Below are 17,191 nucleotides of genomic sequence, written 5' to 3'. Positions count from 1 at the left end.
GCGCGACCACGGGGGAGCGGGCCGGGACGTCCGGGCCCGCTCCGGGTCCAGGAGCGCCGCGCGTCATGCGCGCGGACGCCCGGCGCAACTACGGGCGGCTGCTCACCGAGGCGCGCTCCGCCTTCGCCGAGCACGGCACGGACGCGTCCCTGGAGGACGTGGCCCGGCGCGCGGGTGTCGGAATCGGCACGCTGTACCGCCACTTCCCGAATCGGCACGCCCTGATGAGCGCGGTCTTCGAGGAGGCCGTGAGCGATCTGCTGGCCCGCTCGCGTGAGCTGCTCGACGCCCCGCAGCCGTGCACCGCCCTGGTGGAGTGGCTGCGCGAGATCATCACGCACGCGAGTGAGTACCGAGGGCTCGCACGCGCCCTCCTGTCGGCCTCACAGGACGACGGTTCACACCTCGCCCGGTGCAGCGGCCCGATGCGTGAGGCGGGCAGCGCCCTGCTGCTCCGCGCCCAGGAGTCGGGGGCCGTACGTCCCGACGTCTCGATCGGTGATCTCCTCCAGCTGACCAACGCGATCGCACTGGCGGCGGAGGAAACCGCGGACGACCCCGCGCTGGCCGACCGTCTGCTGAACCTGACACTGCGCGGCCTGAAGCCGTGAGCCGACCTGACCGACCAGTCCCGTCCTGACCCGACCGGACCTGACCGGACCTGATCGACCCGACCTGACCCGACCCGACCCGACGAGGAAACACGCCGCAGGCCGCACGGCCCGCCGACACCGCTCAGCGGCGTCGAAGGTCGGCCACCCGTGCCCTTTCGGCCGGGGGCTGGTCCCCCATCACCGTCGCGCTCCGTAGTTGCGGTCCCGAGCCCGGGACCACCTGGCCGCGGCGCGGGCCCGGGAGCGGTACGTCCCGGCGCGGCTGGCGCCCCGCCGGGAGCGGATCTCCTCCCGCGCCGCCCGATGCCGATGACCCGGCCACCGCGATCTGTACGCCCTGATCGGCCAGGGCCTGCAGTTCGGTGGCCGCGCGGTCGTCGTGGGCGGGCGGCTCGTCCGTGACCAGGCGCGTGATGAGGTCGGTCGGCACGGTCTGGAACATGGTGTCCGTCCCGAGCTTGGTGTGGTCGGCGAGGACCACGACCTCCGCGGCCGCGTGGACGAGGGCGCGGTCCACGGACGCCGAGAGCATGTTGGACGTGGAGAGTCCGCGTTCGGCGGTCAGACCGCTCCCGGAGAGGAACGCCCGGGAGACACGCAGCCCCTGGAGGGACTGCTCCGCACCCGAGCCGACCAGGGCATAGTTGGAACCGCGCAGGGTGCCGCCGGTCATCACGACCTCCACACGGTTGGCGTGGGCCAACGCCTGGGCCACCAACAGGGAGTTGGTGACGACGGTCAGGCCGGGCACCCGCGCGAGCCGGCGAGCCAGCTCCTGCGTGGTGGTACCCGCCCCCACCACGATGGCCTCGCCTTCTTCGACGAGACTCGCGGCGAGATCGGCGATGGCCGTCTTCTCGGCGGTCGCGAGATGCGATTTCTGCGGAAAGCCGGACTCCCGCGTAAACCCGCCCGGCAATACCGCACCGCCGTGCCGGCGGTCGAGGAGTCCTTCTGCCTCCAGTGCGCGCACGTCCCGCCGTACGGTCACTTCGGAGGTCTGGACGACGCGGGCGAGCTCACGGAGCGACACGGCCCCATTCGCTCGCACCATTTCGAGGATCAATTGGCGACGTTCTGCAGCGAACACGAAACTGACAGTAACCCCAACGACCGTCTGCTTTCAGCAGTTTGCGCCGAATAACAGAAGTTGTTCGCATGGCAGGGAGCTGAGTGGTATACGTGCCTACTCGCGCCGCCTATGCCGTACGCACGGTCACCAACTCCCCGTGACCAGCGGAGAGTCGCCCGGGGCCGTCAGCCCTCGCTCGTGGTCTTCCTGGTGTGCAACTGCCGTGCCACCTCGGCGATCGAGCCGGACAGGGACGGGTAGACGGTGAACGCGTTCGCGATCTGTTCGACCGTCAGATTGTTGTCGACCGCGATCGAGATGGGGTGGATCAGCTCCGAGGCGTGCGGGGAGACGACCACACCGCCGACCACGATGCCGGTGCCGGGACGGCAGAAGATCTTGACGAAGCCGTCGCGGATGCCCTGCATCTTGGCGCGCGGGTTGCGCAGCAGCGGCAGCTTCACGACCCGGGCGTCGATCTTGCCCGCGTCGACGTCCGCCTGCGAGTAGCCGACGGTGGCGATCTCGGGGTCGGTGAAGACGTTCGAGGAGACCGTCTTCAGGTTCAGCGGGGCCACCGCGTCGCCGAGGAAGTGGTACATGGCGATACGGCCCTGCATGGCGGCGACGGACGCGAGGGCGAAGACGCCGGTCACGTCACCGGCCGCGTACACGCCCGGAGCGGTCGTGCGGGAGACCCTGTCCGTCCAGATGTGTCCTGAGTCGCGGACCCTGACGCCGGCCTCCTCCAGGCCCATCCCGGTGCTGTTCGGGATGGCGCCGACGGCCATCAGGCAGTGCGTACCGCTGATGACCCGGCCGTCGGAGAGCGTGACCTCGACCCGGTCGCCGACCCGCTTGGCGGACTCGGCGCGGGAGCGGGCCATGACGTTCATGCCGCGGCGGCGGAAGACGTCCTCCAGGACGGCGGCGGCGTCGGGGTCCTCGCCCGGCAGCACCCGGTCGCGGCTGGAGACGAGGGTGACGCGGGAGCCGAGCGCCTGGTAGGCGCCGGCGAACTCGGCACCGGTGACACCGGAACCGACCACGATGAGTTCCTCGGGCAGCTCGTCGAGGTCGTAGACCTGGGTCCAGTTCAGGATGCGCTCACCGTCGGGCTGCGCGTCGGGCAGCTCGCGCGGGTGCCCGCCGGTGGCGAGGAGCACGGCGTCGGCGGCGAGGGTCTCCTCGGTGCCGTCCGCGGCGCTCACGACGACCTTGCGGGAGCCGTCCAGGGACTGCATGCCCTCCAGCCGGCCGCGTCCGCGCAGGACGCGGGCGCCGGCGCGGGTCACCGAGGCCGTGATGTCGTGCGACTGGGCGAGCGCGAGGCGCTTCACGCGGCGGTTGACCTTGCCGAGGTCGACCCCGACCACGCGAGCGGCCTGCTCCAGGGGAGGGGTGTCGTCGGCGACGATGATCCCCAGCTCCTCGTAGGAGGAGTCGAAGGTCGTCATCACCTCGGCCGTGGCGATAAGAGTCTTCGACGGCACGCAGTCGGTGAGCACCGACGCCCCGCCCAGACCGTCGCAGTCGACGACGGTCACCTCCGCGCCGAGCTGCGCGGCTACCAGCGCCGCTTCATATCCGCCGGGTCCGCCACCGATGATCACGATCCGAGTCACGTACTCCATTGTCCCGCACGCTTCAAGGTGCTTCCGCCCAGGGGCCCCGAGTCCGGGGGATCCGAGCCACTTTGTTACGCGAGAGGCGTACGTGTCGCTGCCGTACCCTCGACCCATGTCGCTCTACGCCGCGTACGCCGGCAATCTCGACCCGCGGCTCATGACGCGCCGCGCCCCGCATTCGCCGCTGCGCGCCACGGGCTGGCTGAACGGCTGGCGGCTGACCTTCGGTGGCGAGCACATGGGCTGGGAGGGCGCGCTCGCGACGATCGTCGAGGCGCCGCGGTCCCAGGTCTTCGTGGCGCTGTACGACATCGCGCCGCTGGACGAGGACTCCATGGACCGCTGGGAGGGCGTCGGCCTCGACGTCTACCGTCGGATGCGTGTACGGGTGCACACGCTGGAGGGTGAGGAAGCCGCGTGGCTCTACGTACTGAACGGGTACGAGGGGGGACTGCCCTCGGCGCGTTACCTGGGCGAGCTCGCGGACGCCGCCGAGTCGGCGGGAGCCCCGCACGACTACGTCATGGAGCTCCGCAAGCGACCCTGCTGAGGTCCGCCTCCGTCGGCGCGCTCCGCCGCTCCGCGGCCGTTGCCGCGCAGCTCCGCGGTGTCTTCCCGCACACCTGCCCGACTCGACCCGTTCCGCCGGGCGCCTCTCCGCGCACCTCCTCGGGCGCCGCTGCGGGGTGGCGTTTTCCAGCCGTTCGTCCGGCGCGGCACTCCGTCCGGACACCCTCTCCCCGACACCTCTTTGTCGGAAACGACAAGACAACGATCGCAAGACCGTGAGCTCCGTCATCTACGCGCGTAGGCCCAGACCGGCTACCCTCTTGCGCGTGAACGCATCTCTTCTTCCGGACGACATCCAGGGCGACCCCCATGCCGCCGCTGACGCCGCCGCCACGCGCCTGCGCGAGCTCACGGGCGCCGAGACCCATGACGTCGCCCTCGTGATGGGCTCCGGCTGGGCTCCCGCCGTGGACGCCCTCGGCACCCCCGAGGCCGAGTTCCCGGTCACCGAGCTGCCCGGCTTCCCGCCGCCGGCGGTCGAGGGCCACGGCGGCACGATCCGCTCGTACCGGATCGGCGACAAGCGCGCCCTGGTCTTCCTCGGCCGCACCCACTACTACGAGGGCCGCGGGGTCGCCGCCGTCGCGCACGGCGTACGCACCGCCGTCGCCGCCGGCTGCAAGACCATCGTCCTCACCAACGGCTGCGGCGGTCTGCGCGAGGGCATGCGCCCCGGCCAGCCCGTGCTGATCAGCGACCACATCAACCTGACGGCCACCTCGCCGATCATCGGCGCGAACTTCGTCGACCTCACCGACCTGTACTCGCCGCGGCTGCGCGCGTTGTGCAAGGAGGTCGACCCCTCCCTGGAGGAGGGCGTCTACGCGCAGTTCCCCGGCCCGCACTACGAGACGCCGGCCGAGATCCGCATGGCCCGGGTCATCGGGGCCGACCTGGTGGGCATGTCGACCACGCTCGAGGCCATCGCCGCGCGCGAGGCGGGGGCCGAGGTGCTCGGCATCTCCCTCGTCACCAACCTCGCCGCCGGTATGACGGGCGAGCCCCTCAATCACGAGGAAGTCCTCCAGGCGGGCCGCGACTCGGCCTCGCGCATGGGGGAACTTCTGACCCAGGTACTGGATCGTCTGTAGGCGACGGGATGTTCGCTCCCGGCGCCGGGGGCGGAACGACCCGGGGTACACGGAACCGTACGACCGAAGAGAGGTGCACCCGAGGTGCAGGACGAACTCATCGCGCGGGCCAAGGCGTGGCTGGCCGAGGACCCCGACGCGGAGACCCGTGACGAACTCGCCAAGCTCGTCGACGCCGAGGACGTCACCGAGCTGGCCGCCCGCTTCAGCGGCACACTCCAGTTCGGCACCGCGGGCCTGCGCGGTGAACTCGGCGCCGGACCGATGCGGATGAACCGCTCCGTGGTCATCAGGGCCGCGGCCGGACTCGCCGCGTATCTGAAGGCCAAGGGAGAGACCGGCGGACTCGTCGTGATCGGCTACGACGCCCGTCACAAGTCCGTGGACTTCGCCCGGGACACCGCGGCCGTGATGACGGGCGCGGGCCTGCGCGCCGCCGTCCTGCCCCGGCCGCTGCCCACCCCCGTCCTCGCCTACGCCATACGGCACCTCGGCGCGGTCGCGGGCGTGGAGGTCACCGCCAGCCACAACCCGCCCCGCGACAACGGGTACAAGGTCTACCTCGGCGACGGTTCCCAGATCGTCCCGCCGGCCGACGCGGAGATCGCCGCCGAGATCGACGCGGTCCGCGCGCTCGCCGACGCGCCCCGCCCCGACTCCGGCTGGGAGACCCTCGACGAGGGCGTCCTGGACGCCTACCTGGCCCGTACGGACGCCGTCCTCGCCGAGGGCTCGCCGCGCACCGCCCGCACCGTCTACACGGCCATGCACGGCGTCGGCAAGGACGTCCTGCTCGCGGCCTTCGCCCGGGCCGGCTTCCCGGAGCCGGTACTCGTCGCCGAACAGGCCGAGCCCGACCCGGACTTCCCGACCGTCGCCTTCCCCAACCCGGAGGAGCCCGGCGCGATGGACCTCGCCTTCGCGGCGGCCCGCGCGGCGGAACCCGACCTGATCATCGCGAACGACCCGGACGCCGACCGGTGCGCCGTGGCCGTGAAGTCCGGCGCCGACTGGCGGATGCTGCGCGGCGACGAGGTCGGCGCGCTGCTCGCCGAGCACCTGGTGCGCCGGGGTGTACGCGGCACCTTCGCCGAGTCGATCGTCTCCTCCTCCCTGCTCGGCCGGATCGCCGAGGGCGCGGGCCTGCCGTACGAGGAGACGCTCACCGGCTTCAAGTGGATCGCCCGCGTGGAGGGGCTGCGGTACGGGTACGAGGAGGCGCTCGGCTACTGCGTCGACCCCGACGGCGTACGGGACAAGGACGGCATCACCGCCGCCCTCCTCATCACCGAGCTGGCCTCCGAGCTCAAGGAGCGGGGCCGGACCCTGCTCGATCTGCTCGACGACATCGCCGTCGCGTACGGGCTGCACGCCACCGACCAGCTCTCGGTCCGGGTGGAGGACCTGTCGGTCATCGGGAACGCCATGCGCCGGCTGCGCGAGCGGCCGCCCACGGAGCTCGCGGGTCTGGCCGTCACCAAGGCCGAGGACCTGACCCGGGGGACGGACCGGCTGCCGCCCACGGACGGTCTGCGCTACACGCTGGACGGCGCCCGGGTCATCGTCCGCCCGAGCGGCACCGAGCCCAAGCTGAAGTGCTACCTGGAGGTCGTGGTGCCCGTCGGCGGCCACGCCGACCTCCCGGCGGCCCACGCGAAGGCCGGCGAGCTGCTGACGGCGATCAAGCGGGACCTGTCGGCCGCGGCCGGTATCTGAGCCGCCAACCCGGCGGGAGGCGGCCCGTCCGCCGCCTCCCGCCGGGTCCTGACACGCACGTCCACCCTCTTACGGGTGATTTCCGCAGGGCAGTTGACGCAGCGCTCCCGTGCGCCACCGGACGACCGAGGAACGGTTACCGGTAGCGCACCATCGAGTCCCAGGAGCTGCCGCGTGCCCTCGACCGATTCCCGGCCGACGTCCGCCCCGCCCCACAGCGCCCCGGGCGGGAGCGCCCCCGGCGTTCCGACCGCCCGGCGCGCGCCGGGCGCGGCCGGACTCCTCACCGTGCTCCGCGCCTCTCTGCGGCACGCGGCCCCCGCTCTCCTCGGCTACGCGGCCGTCCGCCTCACCGGCCTGATCGCGCTCGCGCTCTGGGCCCACCGCAGGCACCACGGCGTCTGGCCGGTCCTGGCGGCGCAGTGGGACGCGAAGTGGTACCTCGGCATCGCCGACCACGGCTACGAGCATCACCTGGGCCACGCGTTCGACGCGAACAACCTGGCCTTCTTCCCGCTCTACCCGGTCCTGGTCAAGGCGGTCGCGGCCCTGACACCCGGCTCGCGCGCGACGACCGGACTGGCGATCGGGATCGGGTGCTCGTTCCTCGCCGCGTGGGGCGTCCACGCGGTGGGCAGTCATCTGCACGGCCGCCGCGTGGGGGTGCTGCTGACCGTGCTGTGGGCCGCCCTGCCGGTGGGTCTGGTCGAGTGGATGGGCTACACGGAGTCGCTGTTCACGGCGTTCGCCGCGTGGGCGCTGTACGCGGTGCTCACCGGCCGGCTGCTGTGGGCCGCCTCGCTGGCGGCGCTGGCGGGGCTGACCCGGCCCACCGGTGTCGCGGTGGCTGGCGCCGTCGCCGTGACCGCGCTGCTGTCGCTGCGCCGGGGCTTCTCGGTCCGGGCGCTCGCGGCGGCCGCCCTGGCCCCGGCCGGCTGGCTCGCGTACGTCGGCTGGGTGGGCCTGCGGGTGGGCCGCTGGGACGGCTACTTCGCCGTACAGCGGCTGTGGCACAACGAGTGGGACGGCGGTGCGGAGACCGTGCGCCGGATGCGGGAGGTGCTGGCGCAGAACTCCTCGCCCGAGCTGTTCCTGGTGATGGTGACCGTGACCCTGGTGGCGGCGGTGGTGCTGTACGTGCTCTCCGCGGCGGACCGTCAGCCGCTCCCGCTGCTGGTCTTCACCGGGATCCTGCTGCTGATCGTCCTAGGCAGCGGCGGCGTCTACTTCCCGCGGGCCCGCTTCCTGCTCCCCGGCTTCCCGCTGCTGCTCCCCCCGGCCCTGCACCTGGCCCGCGCCTCGCGCCGCTTCCGGTCCCTGTTCCTCACGGCCGCGGTGCTCGGTTCGGCGTACTGCGGCGCGTACATGCTGCTGGTGTGGCCGAGCGCGCCCTGACCGGGCCCATGTCGACCTCGACCGTCTCCGGGTCGGTCCAGCCGGACCGACAAACCAGATCGCCCAGCATCCCGGACGTGGCGGACCCCTCCCCGAACGCCATGCACGTCGCCGAACCGGTCAGCGCCTCACCGGAGGCTCTCGGCCGGAACAGACGGGCCAGGCGCCCCGGCGAGAAAGCCGGGGCGCCTGGCCGTGCCCCATCGGGACTGACCGATCCGATTCGGACGGTCCCGCATGTGGACTTCAGAGTTCGATCTCGACTCCGGACTTCAGAGTTTGATCTCGGCGCGATTCAGATCCAGAAGATCCGGATCCTGCCGAACCAGTTCCGCCTCAACCGCGAGGTGGGAGTGGCTCGGCGGCGCGCCAAGGGTGGGCCGACTGCCTCCCGACCGCCGAGGTGGGCGCGGCTCGGCTCAGCCCACGGCCAGCAGGATTGCCAGCACGATGGCGCCGGCGAGCGCGGGGCCGATCACCTCGTACGCCCAGCGCACCGTGACCTCGCCCTGCGCGCTGTCCGCGGTGGCCCTGGCCTCGGCCAGCTCGCGCAGTTCGTCCATGATCCGGTCGGTCTCGGGGCGGGTCGGCGCGTCGTTGACGGCTCCCCGGCCGAAGGCGGACGGACGGCCCAGCGACGACAGACGGCCCTCACGGCCGGCCGCACCCGGCACCGGCTGCCTGGCCGCCTTCTTGCGTGCGCGCAGCGACACGGGCACCGCCCACAGCTGGTACTTCGTGCCGGAGGCGTCGACCACCTCGTTCGAGTAGTGCGAGCGCAGCGAGGCGACCTGGCCCCAGGGGAGCACGATCACGCGGAGCGGGTTGCGGACGCGCAGCCGGTCCTCGTTCGCGTAGACCGCGGGGCGCAGCGTGAAGGCGGCCACCGCAGGGACGGCAAGGATCAGCCCGGCGAGCGCCAGCCAAGGGGTGCGGCCGTGTCCGGAGATCAGCGCGTCGACGCCGAGCCAGCCCACGATGAACAGGAGAAGGACGCCGCCCGCGATACCGGCTGGTGACCGGTAGATCCGGTCCCTGGCCTCGGGTCGCGAGGCGTCCGGAAGGGGTGACTGGTGGTCGGGGGTGGTCATGGTCCCGATTGTGCACGACGTGTGCGACGGACTTGAGCTCGGTCGGGTCTCGCTATGGTCGCGAAGGCCCTCGCGAAGCCCGCTTCTCCGGGACCGCGACCGCGCCGGACACGATGGCCCCCAGGATCCGGCGGAAGGTGGGGCATTCCAGGTGGCTCGGCGCCGGACAGGCGGCGGTGTGCCGGAGGGAGTCGCGCAGCACTCCGAGTTCTCGGATCGTCCGGTCCAGTTCGTCGGCCTTGTCGGCGAGGACCTGACGGTCGATGCGCGGGCGCCCGTCCGGCGCGAACATGCGGGCGATCTCGTCCAGCGAGAAGCCGGCGGAGCGCCCGAGCGCGATCAGCGCCAGCCGCTCCAGCACGCCGGGGTCGAACTGCCGCCGCGGACCGCGTCGGCCGGTCGGGGCGATCAGCCCCTTCTCCTCTTGAAGTGCTCTCCCGGCTGGAGCCGGAAGATTCCTGCTTACCTTGCGGCAGCGGGCTTGACGCGCTTCGCGCGCCTGACGACTGCCCTCCCGGCAGCCGGGACGAGCGCGAGGCCCGTCCGGTACAGGTGCAGGATGTTCCGGGCCGCGTTGTGGTCGGCGTTCCCCGACCAGCCGCAGTCCGGGTTCTTGCATACGAACACGGCCTGGCTCTCCCGGCTGCCAGGCGTGGTGAAGCCGCACATGGAACAGCGCCGGGAGGTGTTCGGGGCCGGGACCTTGTGCAGGGTGCCGCCGTACCGGGCGGCCTTGTACGCCAGCATGGTGACCGTACGGCCCCACGCCTCGCCGGTGATGGAGCGGTTCAACCCTGCCTTCTGGGCGACGTTCTTCCCCGGTTTCTCGATGGTGCCCTTGGCGGACTTGACCATGTTCGTGATGGTGAGTGCTTCAACCACGACGGTGCCGTACTGCTTGGTGATGGCGGTGGTCGTGTGGTGCTGCCAGTCCAGGGCACGGCGCTTGGCTTTCGCGCGGAGTCCCGCGATCCGATCGTATGTGTGGTGCAGGCGGCGGCTGGTGCGCTCGCCGGGCCTGCGGTGCCGCTTGCGCTGCGCCGCGCGCTGCTCCAGTCGTAGGAGTTTGAACTGTTCGTGCCCGGTCAGCCACTCACCGTGGGTCTTGGTGATGCCGTCCGACAGGGCGATGGGGACGGTAACGCCCACGTCGATGCCGACCTCCGGCCCTCGGTGAGGCTCGGGCTTGGCTTCGAGGACCAGGACGCGGAAGGCGATGTGCCAGCCGAGCGCATCCTTGACCAGCCGCGCACCGGTGACGCGGTTCTCGTTGTCGGAGTGTTTGCCCAGGGGGAGGTCTTTGGTCCAGCGGAACCGGACACGCCCCACCTTGGGAATGTTGACCAGGCCCCAACGCCGGTGCACACGGGTGATGTTGAGGTCCCGGCCCTGCGGGATGTCCACGGACAGCAGCGACCGGATCCGGCCCTTGAAGGTCGGGGCATCCGCCCGGCCGTCCCAGCAGTTCTTCCACGCCTGGAAGTACGTCTTCAACACGGCCTGCGCAGCCTGGGCGGGCAGGACTGCGAGGAAGTCGATGTCCTTGCGGGCCTGGCGGATCGCAGCGTCCGCACTCGCCAGGGTCCGCTTTTCCTTCGGCATCAACTGCCACCACGCGTGGAGGAGATTCCACATCGTGCGGGCGGCGTGCGCCTGGTCATCCACCGTACGGACGTCGGCAGGAGACAGTGAGAGCCGGGCGCTGTGCCCGAACTGCCGCTTGACCAGGGGGGCTTGACTCACGGCCGAGAGCATAACGTTGGTTTATGTCACCGCGCTGAAACCCTCACCCTGATGTACGCACCGGACGTCATGTTGTCCACAACCTGCACGTTCACTTGGTTTTTGTCACGAAGTACCGGCGGAAGGCGATCACCGACGCCATGCTGACTCGCACCGAAGAGATCATGCGGGAGGTCTGCGCCGACTTCGAGGCCGAGCTGAAGCAGTTCGACGGCGGGCAGGACCATGTGCGCCTACTCGTGCACTACCCGCCCAAGGTCCAGCTCTCCAAGCTGGTCAACAGCCTCAAGGGTGTCAACTCGCGCAGACTCCGCCGGGAGTACGACGCGCATGTCCGCCGATACCTGTGGGGCGGACACTTCTGGTCCGGCTCTTACTTCGCCGGATCATGCGGCGGCGCACCGCTCACCGTCGTCCGCCAGTACATCGAGAACCAGCAGCGACCCAACTGACCGTCACCACCCAGGCGCAGAGAACTCCGGCGCTTCGCGCCTCCGTACCAAGGATGCACCTCACCCCCGCCCTAAACGACGGAGCACTGCACAAGATCAGAGGCAGAAGCGCAGGGTCGAAGCGGGCACTTTGGCGCGCCGTGCCACTTCGGCGATGTCCAGATCCGGCATCCTCTTGACCTCAAGTCGGCTTGAAGTAGGACGGTGTCATCTCCACGTCATGAGGGCAAGCACGGGAGGCGTCATGGAACCCATCCGCAAGGCGGACGACAAGGCGGACCGCAGGGCGGGCGGCAAGGCGGACAACGAGCAGGCGGTGCGCTGGAACGGCCCGTCCGGGAACGCCTGGGTCGAGGCCCAGGACGTGGTGGACGCATTGTTCGCGCCGCTGGAGCAGCTGCTCGTCGAAGCGGTTCCGGCGGGGCACGGGGGCCGGGTGCTCGATGTCGGGTGCGGCACGGGCGGCACGACGGTGGCCGTCGCGCGGCGGCTCGGCGCCAAGGGCCGGTGTGTCGGCGTCGACATCTCCGGGCCGATGGTCGAGGCCGCCCGAGCCCGTGCGGCGCGGGAGGGGGCGCGAGCCTCCTTCGTCCGCGCCGACGCGCAGGATCATGTCTTCGAACCCGCGGTCTTCGACGCGGTCGTCTCGCGCTTCGGCGTCATGTTCTTCGATGATCCGGTACGGGCCTTCACCAACCTGCGGCGGGCCGCGAAGGAGGACGCCCGACTCCGGTTCATCGTCTGGCGCGACATCGCGGAGAACCCGTTCATGACGACGGCCGAACGCGCCGCGGCACCGCTCCTGCCGGACCTGCCGGAGCGCCGGCCGGACGCACCGGGTCAGTTCGCCCTGTCGGACGCGGACAGGGTGCGCCGGCTGCTGGAGGAGAGCGGCTGGGCCGGGATCGACATCCGGCCCGTCGACGCCCCCTGTGTCCTGCCCGAGACGGAGCTGGCCCCGTACTTCAGCCGGTTCGGCCCGGTCGGCATCGCCCTGCGCGAGACGGACGAACCGACCCGGGCGCGGGTCGGCGAAACGGTCCGCGCCGCCTTCGACCCGTTCGTACACGGCACAGAGGTCCGCTTCACGGCGGCCTGCTGGCAGATCGACGCCCGCTCCCCCCACCCGGCACCGGCCGACCACCCCACACCGGCCGGGTAGAGGCCCACCCCCGACCCACCCCACGCCCACCGGACAAAGCGGCCCCCTACCCACCACCCCACCCCCGACCGCCCCGCCGCAAGGTCCCCCACCCCTTGGGGCCACCCCCGACCCCTGCCCTGGACCCCGTCACCGTCCCGCCGTGCGGTGCGGCCGCCCCGCCGTACGGCGACGGCAACGGCAACGGCAACGGCGACCTGTGAGCCTCGGGCGAGCCCCCCGTGACACCGTCCCCCGCCCCCGCCCCCGTACGGCCGCCCGCCAGGCCGCCAGCACGTCCGGTCGTGCGGCGCCGCACAGCGACCGAGCGAGTGCCCGCCGTGCACGGGGCGGACGCCCGCGCGCCTCCGCCCGTGCGACTGCCGGCACCCGGCGGCTCGCTCCGTGCGACAGGGCGGGCCCCCGGCCGGCCGTGCGACAGCCGAGGAACGAGACCCCGGCGACAAGCCCGCCCCGTCACCCACAGCCCCCCACCCGTTCCCCCACGTGAGCACGGTCGCCCCGCCACCCGGGCGCGGACCCCGGCGGGCAAAAAATCCCTTGGTCATACCCGGGGCTGTACAGCCGCTACGCGCGTAGATATGCTCGTCTGGTGACCATGCCCACCTCTGCACCTTCCCCCAAGCTCTCGACTCCGCTCGAGCAGGGTGGTGCCCCCACCCACGCGCTCGGCGACGTCGCCACGTCCGACAGCACGCTGCGCCGCTTCCTTCACGGGCTGCCCGGCGTCGACGCGGTCGGCCTGGAGGCGCGCGCCGCCTCGCTCGGCACCCGTTCCATCAAGACCACCGCGAAGGCGTACGCCATCGACCTCGCCATCTCGATGGTCGACCTGACGACGCTGGAAGGCGCGGACACCCCGGGCAAGGTCCGGGCGCTCGGCGCCAAGGCGGTGCTCCCGGACCCGACCGACCGCACGGCGCCCAGCACGGCGGCGGTCTGTGTCTATCCCGACATGGTGGCCGTCGCGAAGGAGGCCGTCGCCGGTTCCGGGGTGAAGGTCGCCTCCGTCGCGACCGCCTTCCCCGCGGGCCGCGCCGCCCTCGGCGTGAAGCTGGCCGACGTGCGCGACGCGGTCGCCGCGGGCGCCGACGAGATCGACATGGTCATCGACCGCGGGGCGTTCCTCGCGGGCAAGTACATGAAGGTGTACGACGAGATCGTCGCCGTGAAGGAGGCCTCGGGTGCCGCCCGCCTGAAGGTCATCTTCGAGACCGGCGAGCTGTCGACCTACGACAACATCCGGCGGGCGAGCTGGCTCGGCATGCTGGCCGGGGCCGACTTCATCAAGACCTCCACCGGCAAGGTGGCCGTGAACGCGACGCCCTCGAACACGCTGCTGATGCTGGAGGCCGTCCGCGACTTCCGTGCCCAGACCGGGGTGCAGGTCGGCGTGAAGCCGGCCGGCGGCATCCGCACCACCAAGGACGCCATCAAGTTCCTGGTCGTGGTGAACGAGACGGCGGGCGAGGACTGGCTGGACAACCACTGGTTCCGCTTCGGCGCGTCCTCGCTCCTGAACGACCTGCTGATGCAGCGTCAGAAGCTGGCCACCGGCCGCTACTCCGGCCCCGACTATGTGACGGTGGACTGATCCATCATGGCTTCCGCATTCGAATACGCACCGGCGCCCGAGTCCCGCTCCGTCGTCGACATCGCGCCCTCCTACGGCCTGTTCATCGACGGTGAGTTCACCGAGGCCGCCGACGGCAAGGTCTTCAAGACCGTCTCCCCCTCCACCGAAGAGGTCCTCTCCGAGATCGCCCAGGCGGGCGAGGCGGACGTCGACCGCGCGGTGAAGGCCGCCCGCAAGGCCTTCGCGAAGTGGTCCGCGCTGCCGGGCTCCGAGCGCGCCAAGTACCTGTTCCGCATCGCGCGGATCATCCAGGAGCGCAGCCGCGAGCTGGCCGTCCTGGAGACGCTGGACAACGGCAAGCCGATCAAGGAGACCCGGGACGCTGATCTCCCCCTGGTCGCCGCGCACTTCTTCTACTACGCGGGCTGGGCCGACAAGCTGGACCACGCGGGCTTCGGCGCGAACCCGCGCCCGCTGGGCGTCGCGGGCCAGGTCATCCCGTGGAACTTCCCGCTGCTGATGCTGGCGTGGAAGATCGCCCCGGCCCTCGCGACCGGCAACACGGTCGTCCTGAAGCCCGCCGAGACCACGCCGCTGTCGGCGCTGTTCTTCGCGGACATCTGCCGCCAGGCGGGCCTGCCCAGGGGCGTCGTCAACATCCTTCCCGGGTACGGCGACGCGGGCGCGGCCCTCGTCGAGCACCCGGATGTGGACAAGGTGGCCTTCACCGGCTCCACCGCCGTCGGCAAGTCGATCGCCCGGCAGATCGCGGGCTCGCACAAGAAGGTCACGCTCGAACTGGGCGGCAAGGGCGCGAACATCGTCTTCGACGACGCCCCGATCGACCAGGCCGTCGAGGGCATCGTCAGCGGCATCTTCTTCAACCAGGGCCAGGTCTGCTGCGCGGGCTCGCGTCTGCTGGTCCAGGAGTCGATCCACGACGAGCTGCTCGACTCGCTCAAGCGCCGTCTGTCGACCCTGCGCCTCGGCGACCCGCTCGACAAGAACACGGACATCGGCGCGATCAACTCCGCCGAGCAGCTCTCCCGCATCACCACGCTCGTCGACCAGGGCGAGGCCGAGGGTGCCGAGCGCTGGTCCCCGGCCTGTGAACTCCCGTCCTCCGGCTACTGGTTCGCCCCGACGCTCTTCACGAACGTCACGCAGGCGCACACCATCGCCCGTGACGAGATCTTCGGTCCGGTGCTGTCCGTCCTCACGTTCCGCACCCCGGACGAGGCGGTCGCGAAGGCCAACAACTCCCCGTACGGCCTCTCCGCGGGTATCTGGACCGAGAAGGGCTCCCGCATCCTCGCCGTCGCGAGCAAGCTCCGCGCGGGTGTCATCTGGTCCAACACGTTCAACAAGTTCGACCCGACCTCGCCGTTCGGCGGGTACAAGGAGTCGGGCTTCGGCCGCGAGGGCGGTCGTCACGGCCTGGAGGCGTACCTCGCCCCGTCGAGCCAGGAGGGCGAGCGATAAATGAGTGCAGCCGAGAAGTCCGAGCAGCAGCGTCTGAGCGTCTTCAAGACCTACAAGCTGTACGTGGGCGGCAAGTTCCCGCGTTCCGAGAGCGGCCGGGTGTACGAGGTGACCGACTCAAAGGGCAAGTGGCTGGCGAACGCTCCGCAGTCGAGCCGCAAGGACGCCCGTGACGCGGTCGTCGCCGCGCGCAAGGCGTTCGGCGGCTGGTCCGGCGCCACGGCGTACAACCGCGGCCAGGTCCTGTACCGCGTCGCCGAGATGCTGGAGGGCCGCAAGGAGCAGTTCGTCCGCGAAGTGGCCGACGCGGAGGGCCTGTCGAAGGCGAAGGCGGCGGCCGTCGTCGACGCGGCGATCGACCGCTGGGTCTGGTACGCGGGCTGGACCGACAAGATCGCCCAGGTCGTGGGCGGCGGCAACCCGGTCGCGGGCCCGTACTTCAACCTGTCCTCCCCGGAGCCGACCGGTGTCGTCACCGTGCTCGCTCCGCAGGAGTCGTCGTTCCTGGGCCTGGTCTCGGTGATCGCCCCGGTGATCGCCACCGGCAACACGGTGATCGTGATCGCCAGTGAGAAGTCCCCGCTCCCGGCCCTGTCGCTGGGCGAGGTGCTGGCCACCTCCGACGTGCCGGGCGGCGTGGTCAACATCCTGTCGGGACGGACCGCGGAGATCGCGGCCCCGCTGGCCGCGCACCAGGACGTCAACGCGATCGACCTGGCCGGCGCGGACGAGGTCCTGGCGAAGGAGCTGGAGATCGCGGCGGCCGACAACCTGAAGCGCGTTCTTCGTCCACAGCCTGTGGATTACGCGCGGACTCCCGGTACCGAGCGCCTCACGGCCTTCCTGGAGACCAAGACGGTCTGGCACCCGACGGGCTCCCTGGGCGCCTCGGGCTCGTCCTACTGAGCCGTACCCGCCCGCCCCGCGGCGCGCTGACGCGCCGAGATGTCGGGGCCCCGATCCGTGTCCCCGGGGCCCCGCGCACACGAGAGCCGCGCTTCCCCTCCGTCCAGGGGGAGCGCGGCTCTCTCGTGTCCGCAGTTCAATGCAGGAGTCCGGTCACCTGCCCCAGCACCGGAATGCCGCCGATCGACTCCGCCTCCGCAACCGGCCCCGTAAGGGCCTGCGATGTCAGCGGTTTGAAGTCGGCGAGCTGGGTGCCCACGCCGTTGTCGAGCGGGTCCACGCCGGTGCCGGCCAGCGGGTTGGGCTTGAGGGCCGCGACCGGGCCCGTGACATACCCCACGGTGCCGGTCAGGGCCTGGAGGCCTGCCTGCGGGTCGACGTTGCCGAGCGAGGCGGGCCGGGTGCGCAGGGCGTCCACGACGGGGGCCGTGTCCGCGAAGGCCGGGGAGGCCGCGGCCGCACCGGCAGCGGCCACGCCGACCGCCACGGCGATCCGCGCGGTCGTACGGGCCAGGGTGTTCTGCTGGGCTGCGTGTCGCGCCATCAGGTTTTCCTCTTTGACATAGCGGAGGGCGGGAGCTGAGAGCAAGTGGAGCGACACGCAGAGTAGTTGACGGGGGTCGCGGGCGGGGCGGTCCTGGCGACGGATTCGCCCCTGCGGGTCAACAGACATATCAGCGCCAGTCGGCCCGG

At 71.4% G+C, this 17,191-nt stretch carries 15 protein-coding genes and 1 pseudogene; 10 read left to right on the top strand and 6 right to left on the bottom strand.

Annotation, left to right across the window (positions count from 1 at the left end; all coding sequences use genetic code 11):
* The first annotated feature begins 65 nt into the window (after nt 1–65).
* Nucleotides 66–611 carry a TetR/AcrR family transcriptional regulator gene (locus tag ACZ4N5_RS03370; protein ID WP_467755444.1) on the top strand — a complete coding sequence of 182 codons (546 nt, stop codon included), beginning with the start codon at nt 66–68 and terminating at the stop codon, nt 609–611.
* Nucleotides 612–735: 124 nt separating this feature from the next.
* Here ACZ4N5_RS03370 and ACZ4N5_RS03365 read toward each other — a convergent pair whose 3' ends face one another.
* Together ACZ4N5_RS03365 and ACZ4N5_RS03360 are read right to left on the bottom strand one after the other, a co-directional pair.
* On the bottom strand, nt 736–1,668 hold the full coding sequence (locus ACZ4N5_RS03365) for a DeoR/GlpR family DNA-binding transcription regulator (protein WP_467755443.1): 933 nt from the start codon (nt 1,666–1,668) through the stop codon (nt 736–738).
* A gap of 203 nt (nt 1,669–1,871) precedes the next feature.
* Nucleotides 1,872–3,320 (bottom strand): NAD(P)H-quinone dehydrogenase, encoded by a 1,449-nt coding sequence (locus ACZ4N5_RS03360; RefSeq protein ID WP_467755442.1) that lies wholly within the window; start codon nt 3,318–3,320, stop codon nt 1,872–1,874.
* 106 nt (nt 3,321–3,426) lie between these two features.
* Between ACZ4N5_RS03360 and ACZ4N5_RS03355 the strand changes: the two genes are divergently transcribed.
* The 4 genes from ACZ4N5_RS03355 (at nt 3,427) to ACZ4N5_RS03340 (ending at nt 8,086) form a co-directional block, all read left to right on the top strand.
* Nucleotides 3,427–3,864, top strand: a complete 438-nt coding sequence (locus ACZ4N5_RS03355) for a gamma-glutamylcyclotransferase family protein (protein ID WP_328553784.1) — start codon at nt 3,427–3,429, stop codon at nt 3,862–3,864.
* A 286-nt stretch (nt 3,865–4,150) separates the two neighbouring features.
* Nucleotides 4,151–4,975 (top strand): purine-nucleoside phosphorylase, encoded by an 825-nt coding sequence (locus ACZ4N5_RS03350; protein ID WP_355851850.1) that lies wholly within the window; start codon nt 4,151–4,153, stop codon nt 4,973–4,975.
* A gap of 84 nt (nt 4,976–5,059) precedes the next feature.
* Nucleotides 5,060–6,691 (top strand): phospho-sugar mutase, encoded by a 1,632-nt coding sequence (locus ACZ4N5_RS03345; protein WP_467755441.1) that lies wholly within the window; start codon nt 5,060–5,062, stop codon nt 6,689–6,691.
* A gap of 174 nt (nt 6,692–6,865) precedes the next feature.
* Nucleotides 6,866–8,086, top strand: a complete 1,221-nt coding sequence (locus ACZ4N5_RS03340) for a hypothetical protein (RefSeq protein ID WP_467755440.1) — start codon at nt 6,866–6,868, stop codon at nt 8,084–8,086.
* Between the two features lie 419 nt (nt 8,087–8,505).
* On the opposite strand, the gene ACZ4N5_RS03335 is transcribed toward ACZ4N5_RS03340, so the two are convergent.
* The 3 genes from ACZ4N5_RS03335 to ACZ4N5_RS03325 form a co-directional block, all read right to left on the bottom strand.
* Nucleotides 8,506–9,177, bottom strand: coding sequence for a PH domain-containing protein (locus ACZ4N5_RS03335; RefSeq protein WP_467755439.1), 672 nt, complete (start codon nt 9,175–9,177; stop codon nt 8,506–8,508).
* 52 nt (nt 9,178–9,229) lie between these two features.
* The gene (locus ACZ4N5_RS03330) at nt 9,230–9,538 is read right to left on the bottom strand and encodes a MerR family DNA-binding protein (RefSeq protein WP_467755438.1); all 309 of its coding nucleotides are present in this window, start codon (nt 9,536–9,538) and stop codon (nt 9,230–9,232) included.
* A gap of 101 nt (nt 9,539–9,639) precedes the next feature.
* Nucleotides 9,640–10,920 carry an RNA-guided endonuclease InsQ/TnpB family protein gene (locus tag ACZ4N5_RS03325; protein ID WP_467755437.1) on the bottom strand — a complete coding sequence of 427 codons (1,281 nt, stop codon included), beginning with the start codon at nt 10,918–10,920 and terminating at the stop codon, nt 9,640–9,642.
* Nucleotides 10,921–10,943: 23 nt separating this feature from the next.
* Between ACZ4N5_RS03325 and tnpA the strand changes: the two are divergent.
* The 5 genes and pseudogenes from tnpA (at nt 10,944) to ACZ4N5_RS03300 (ending at nt 16,498) form a co-directional block, all read left to right on the top strand.
* Nucleotides 10,944–11,372 (top strand): annotated as a pseudogene (tnpA, locus tag ACZ4N5_RS03320) (IS200/IS605 family transposase).
* 244 nt (nt 11,373–11,616) lie between these two features.
* Entirely contained in the window at nt 11,617–12,534 is a 918-nt protein-coding gene (locus tag ACZ4N5_RS03315) for a class I SAM-dependent methyltransferase (RefSeq protein ID WP_467755436.1), read from the top strand.
* 598 nt (nt 12,535–13,132) lie between these two features.
* Nucleotides 13,133–14,128: a deoxyribose-phosphate aldolase gene (gene deoC / locus ACZ4N5_RS03310; protein ID WP_467755865.1), complete on the top strand. Its 996-nt coding sequence runs from the start codon at nt 13,133–13,135 to the stop codon at nt 14,126–14,128.
* 6 nt (nt 14,129–14,134) lie between these two features.
* Entirely contained in the window at nt 14,135–15,592 is a 1,458-nt protein-coding gene (locus tag ACZ4N5_RS03305; RefSeq protein ID WP_467755435.1) for an aldehyde dehydrogenase family protein, read from the top strand.
* Nucleotides 15,593–16,498, top strand: a complete 906-nt coding sequence (locus tag ACZ4N5_RS03300) for an aldehyde dehydrogenase family protein (RefSeq protein ID WP_467755434.1) — start codon at nt 15,593–15,595, stop codon at nt 16,496–16,498.
* A gap of 136 nt (nt 16,499–16,634) precedes the next feature.
* On the opposite strand, the gene ACZ4N5_RS03295 is transcribed toward ACZ4N5_RS03300, so the two are convergent.
* The gene (locus tag ACZ4N5_RS03295; RefSeq protein ID WP_467755433.1) at nt 16,635–17,042 is read right to left on the bottom strand and encodes a hypothetical protein; all 408 of its coding nucleotides are present in this window, start codon (nt 17,040–17,042) and stop codon (nt 16,635–16,637) included.
* Nucleotides 17,043–17,191 lie beyond the last annotated feature (149 nt).

It is taken from the genome of Streptomyces sp. NPDC026500 (assembly GCF_055567635.1).
This window is presented reverse-complemented; position numbering and strand designations above follow the sequence as displayed.

Excerpts from the sequence above, each read along its gene's own strand:
- ACZ4N5_RS03370 (WP_467755444.1), top strand. The coding sequence starts at position 66 with ATGCGCGCGGACGCCCGGCGCAACTACGGGCGGCTGCTCACCGAGGCG.
- ACZ4N5_RS03365 (WP_467755443.1), bottom strand. The coding sequence starts at position 1,668 with ATGGTGCGAGCGAATGGGGCCGTGTCGCTCCGTGAGCTCGCCCGCGTC.
- ACZ4N5_RS03360 (WP_467755442.1), bottom strand. The coding sequence starts at position 3,320 with ATGGAGTACGTGACTCGGATCGTGATCATCGGTGGCGGACCCGGCGGA.
- ACZ4N5_RS03355 (WP_328553784.1), top strand. The coding sequence starts at position 3,427 with ATGTCGCTCTACGCCGCGTACGCCGGCAATCTCGACCCGCGGCTCATG.
- ACZ4N5_RS03335 (WP_467755439.1), bottom strand. The coding sequence starts at position 9,177 with ATGACCACCCCCGACCACCAGTCACCCCTTCCGGACGCCTCGCGACCC.
- ACZ4N5_RS03315 (WP_467755436.1), top strand. The coding sequence starts at position 11,617 with ATGGAACCCATCCGCAAGGCGGACGACAAGGCGGACCGCAGGGCGGGC.
- deoC (WP_467755865.1), top strand. The coding sequence starts at position 13,133 with ATGCCCACCTCTGCACCTTCCCCCAAGCTCTCGACTCCGCTCGAGCAG.
- ACZ4N5_RS03305 (WP_467755435.1), top strand. The coding sequence starts at position 14,135 with ATGGCTTCCGCATTCGAATACGCACCGGCGCCCGAGTCCCGCTCCGTC.
- ACZ4N5_RS03300 (WP_467755434.1), top strand. The coding sequence starts at position 15,593 with ATGAGTGCAGCCGAGAAGTCCGAGCAGCAGCGTCTGAGCGTCTTCAAG.
- ACZ4N5_RS03295 (WP_467755433.1), bottom strand. The coding sequence starts at position 17,042 with ATGGCGCGACACGCAGCCCAGCAGAACACCCTGGCCCGTACGACCGCG.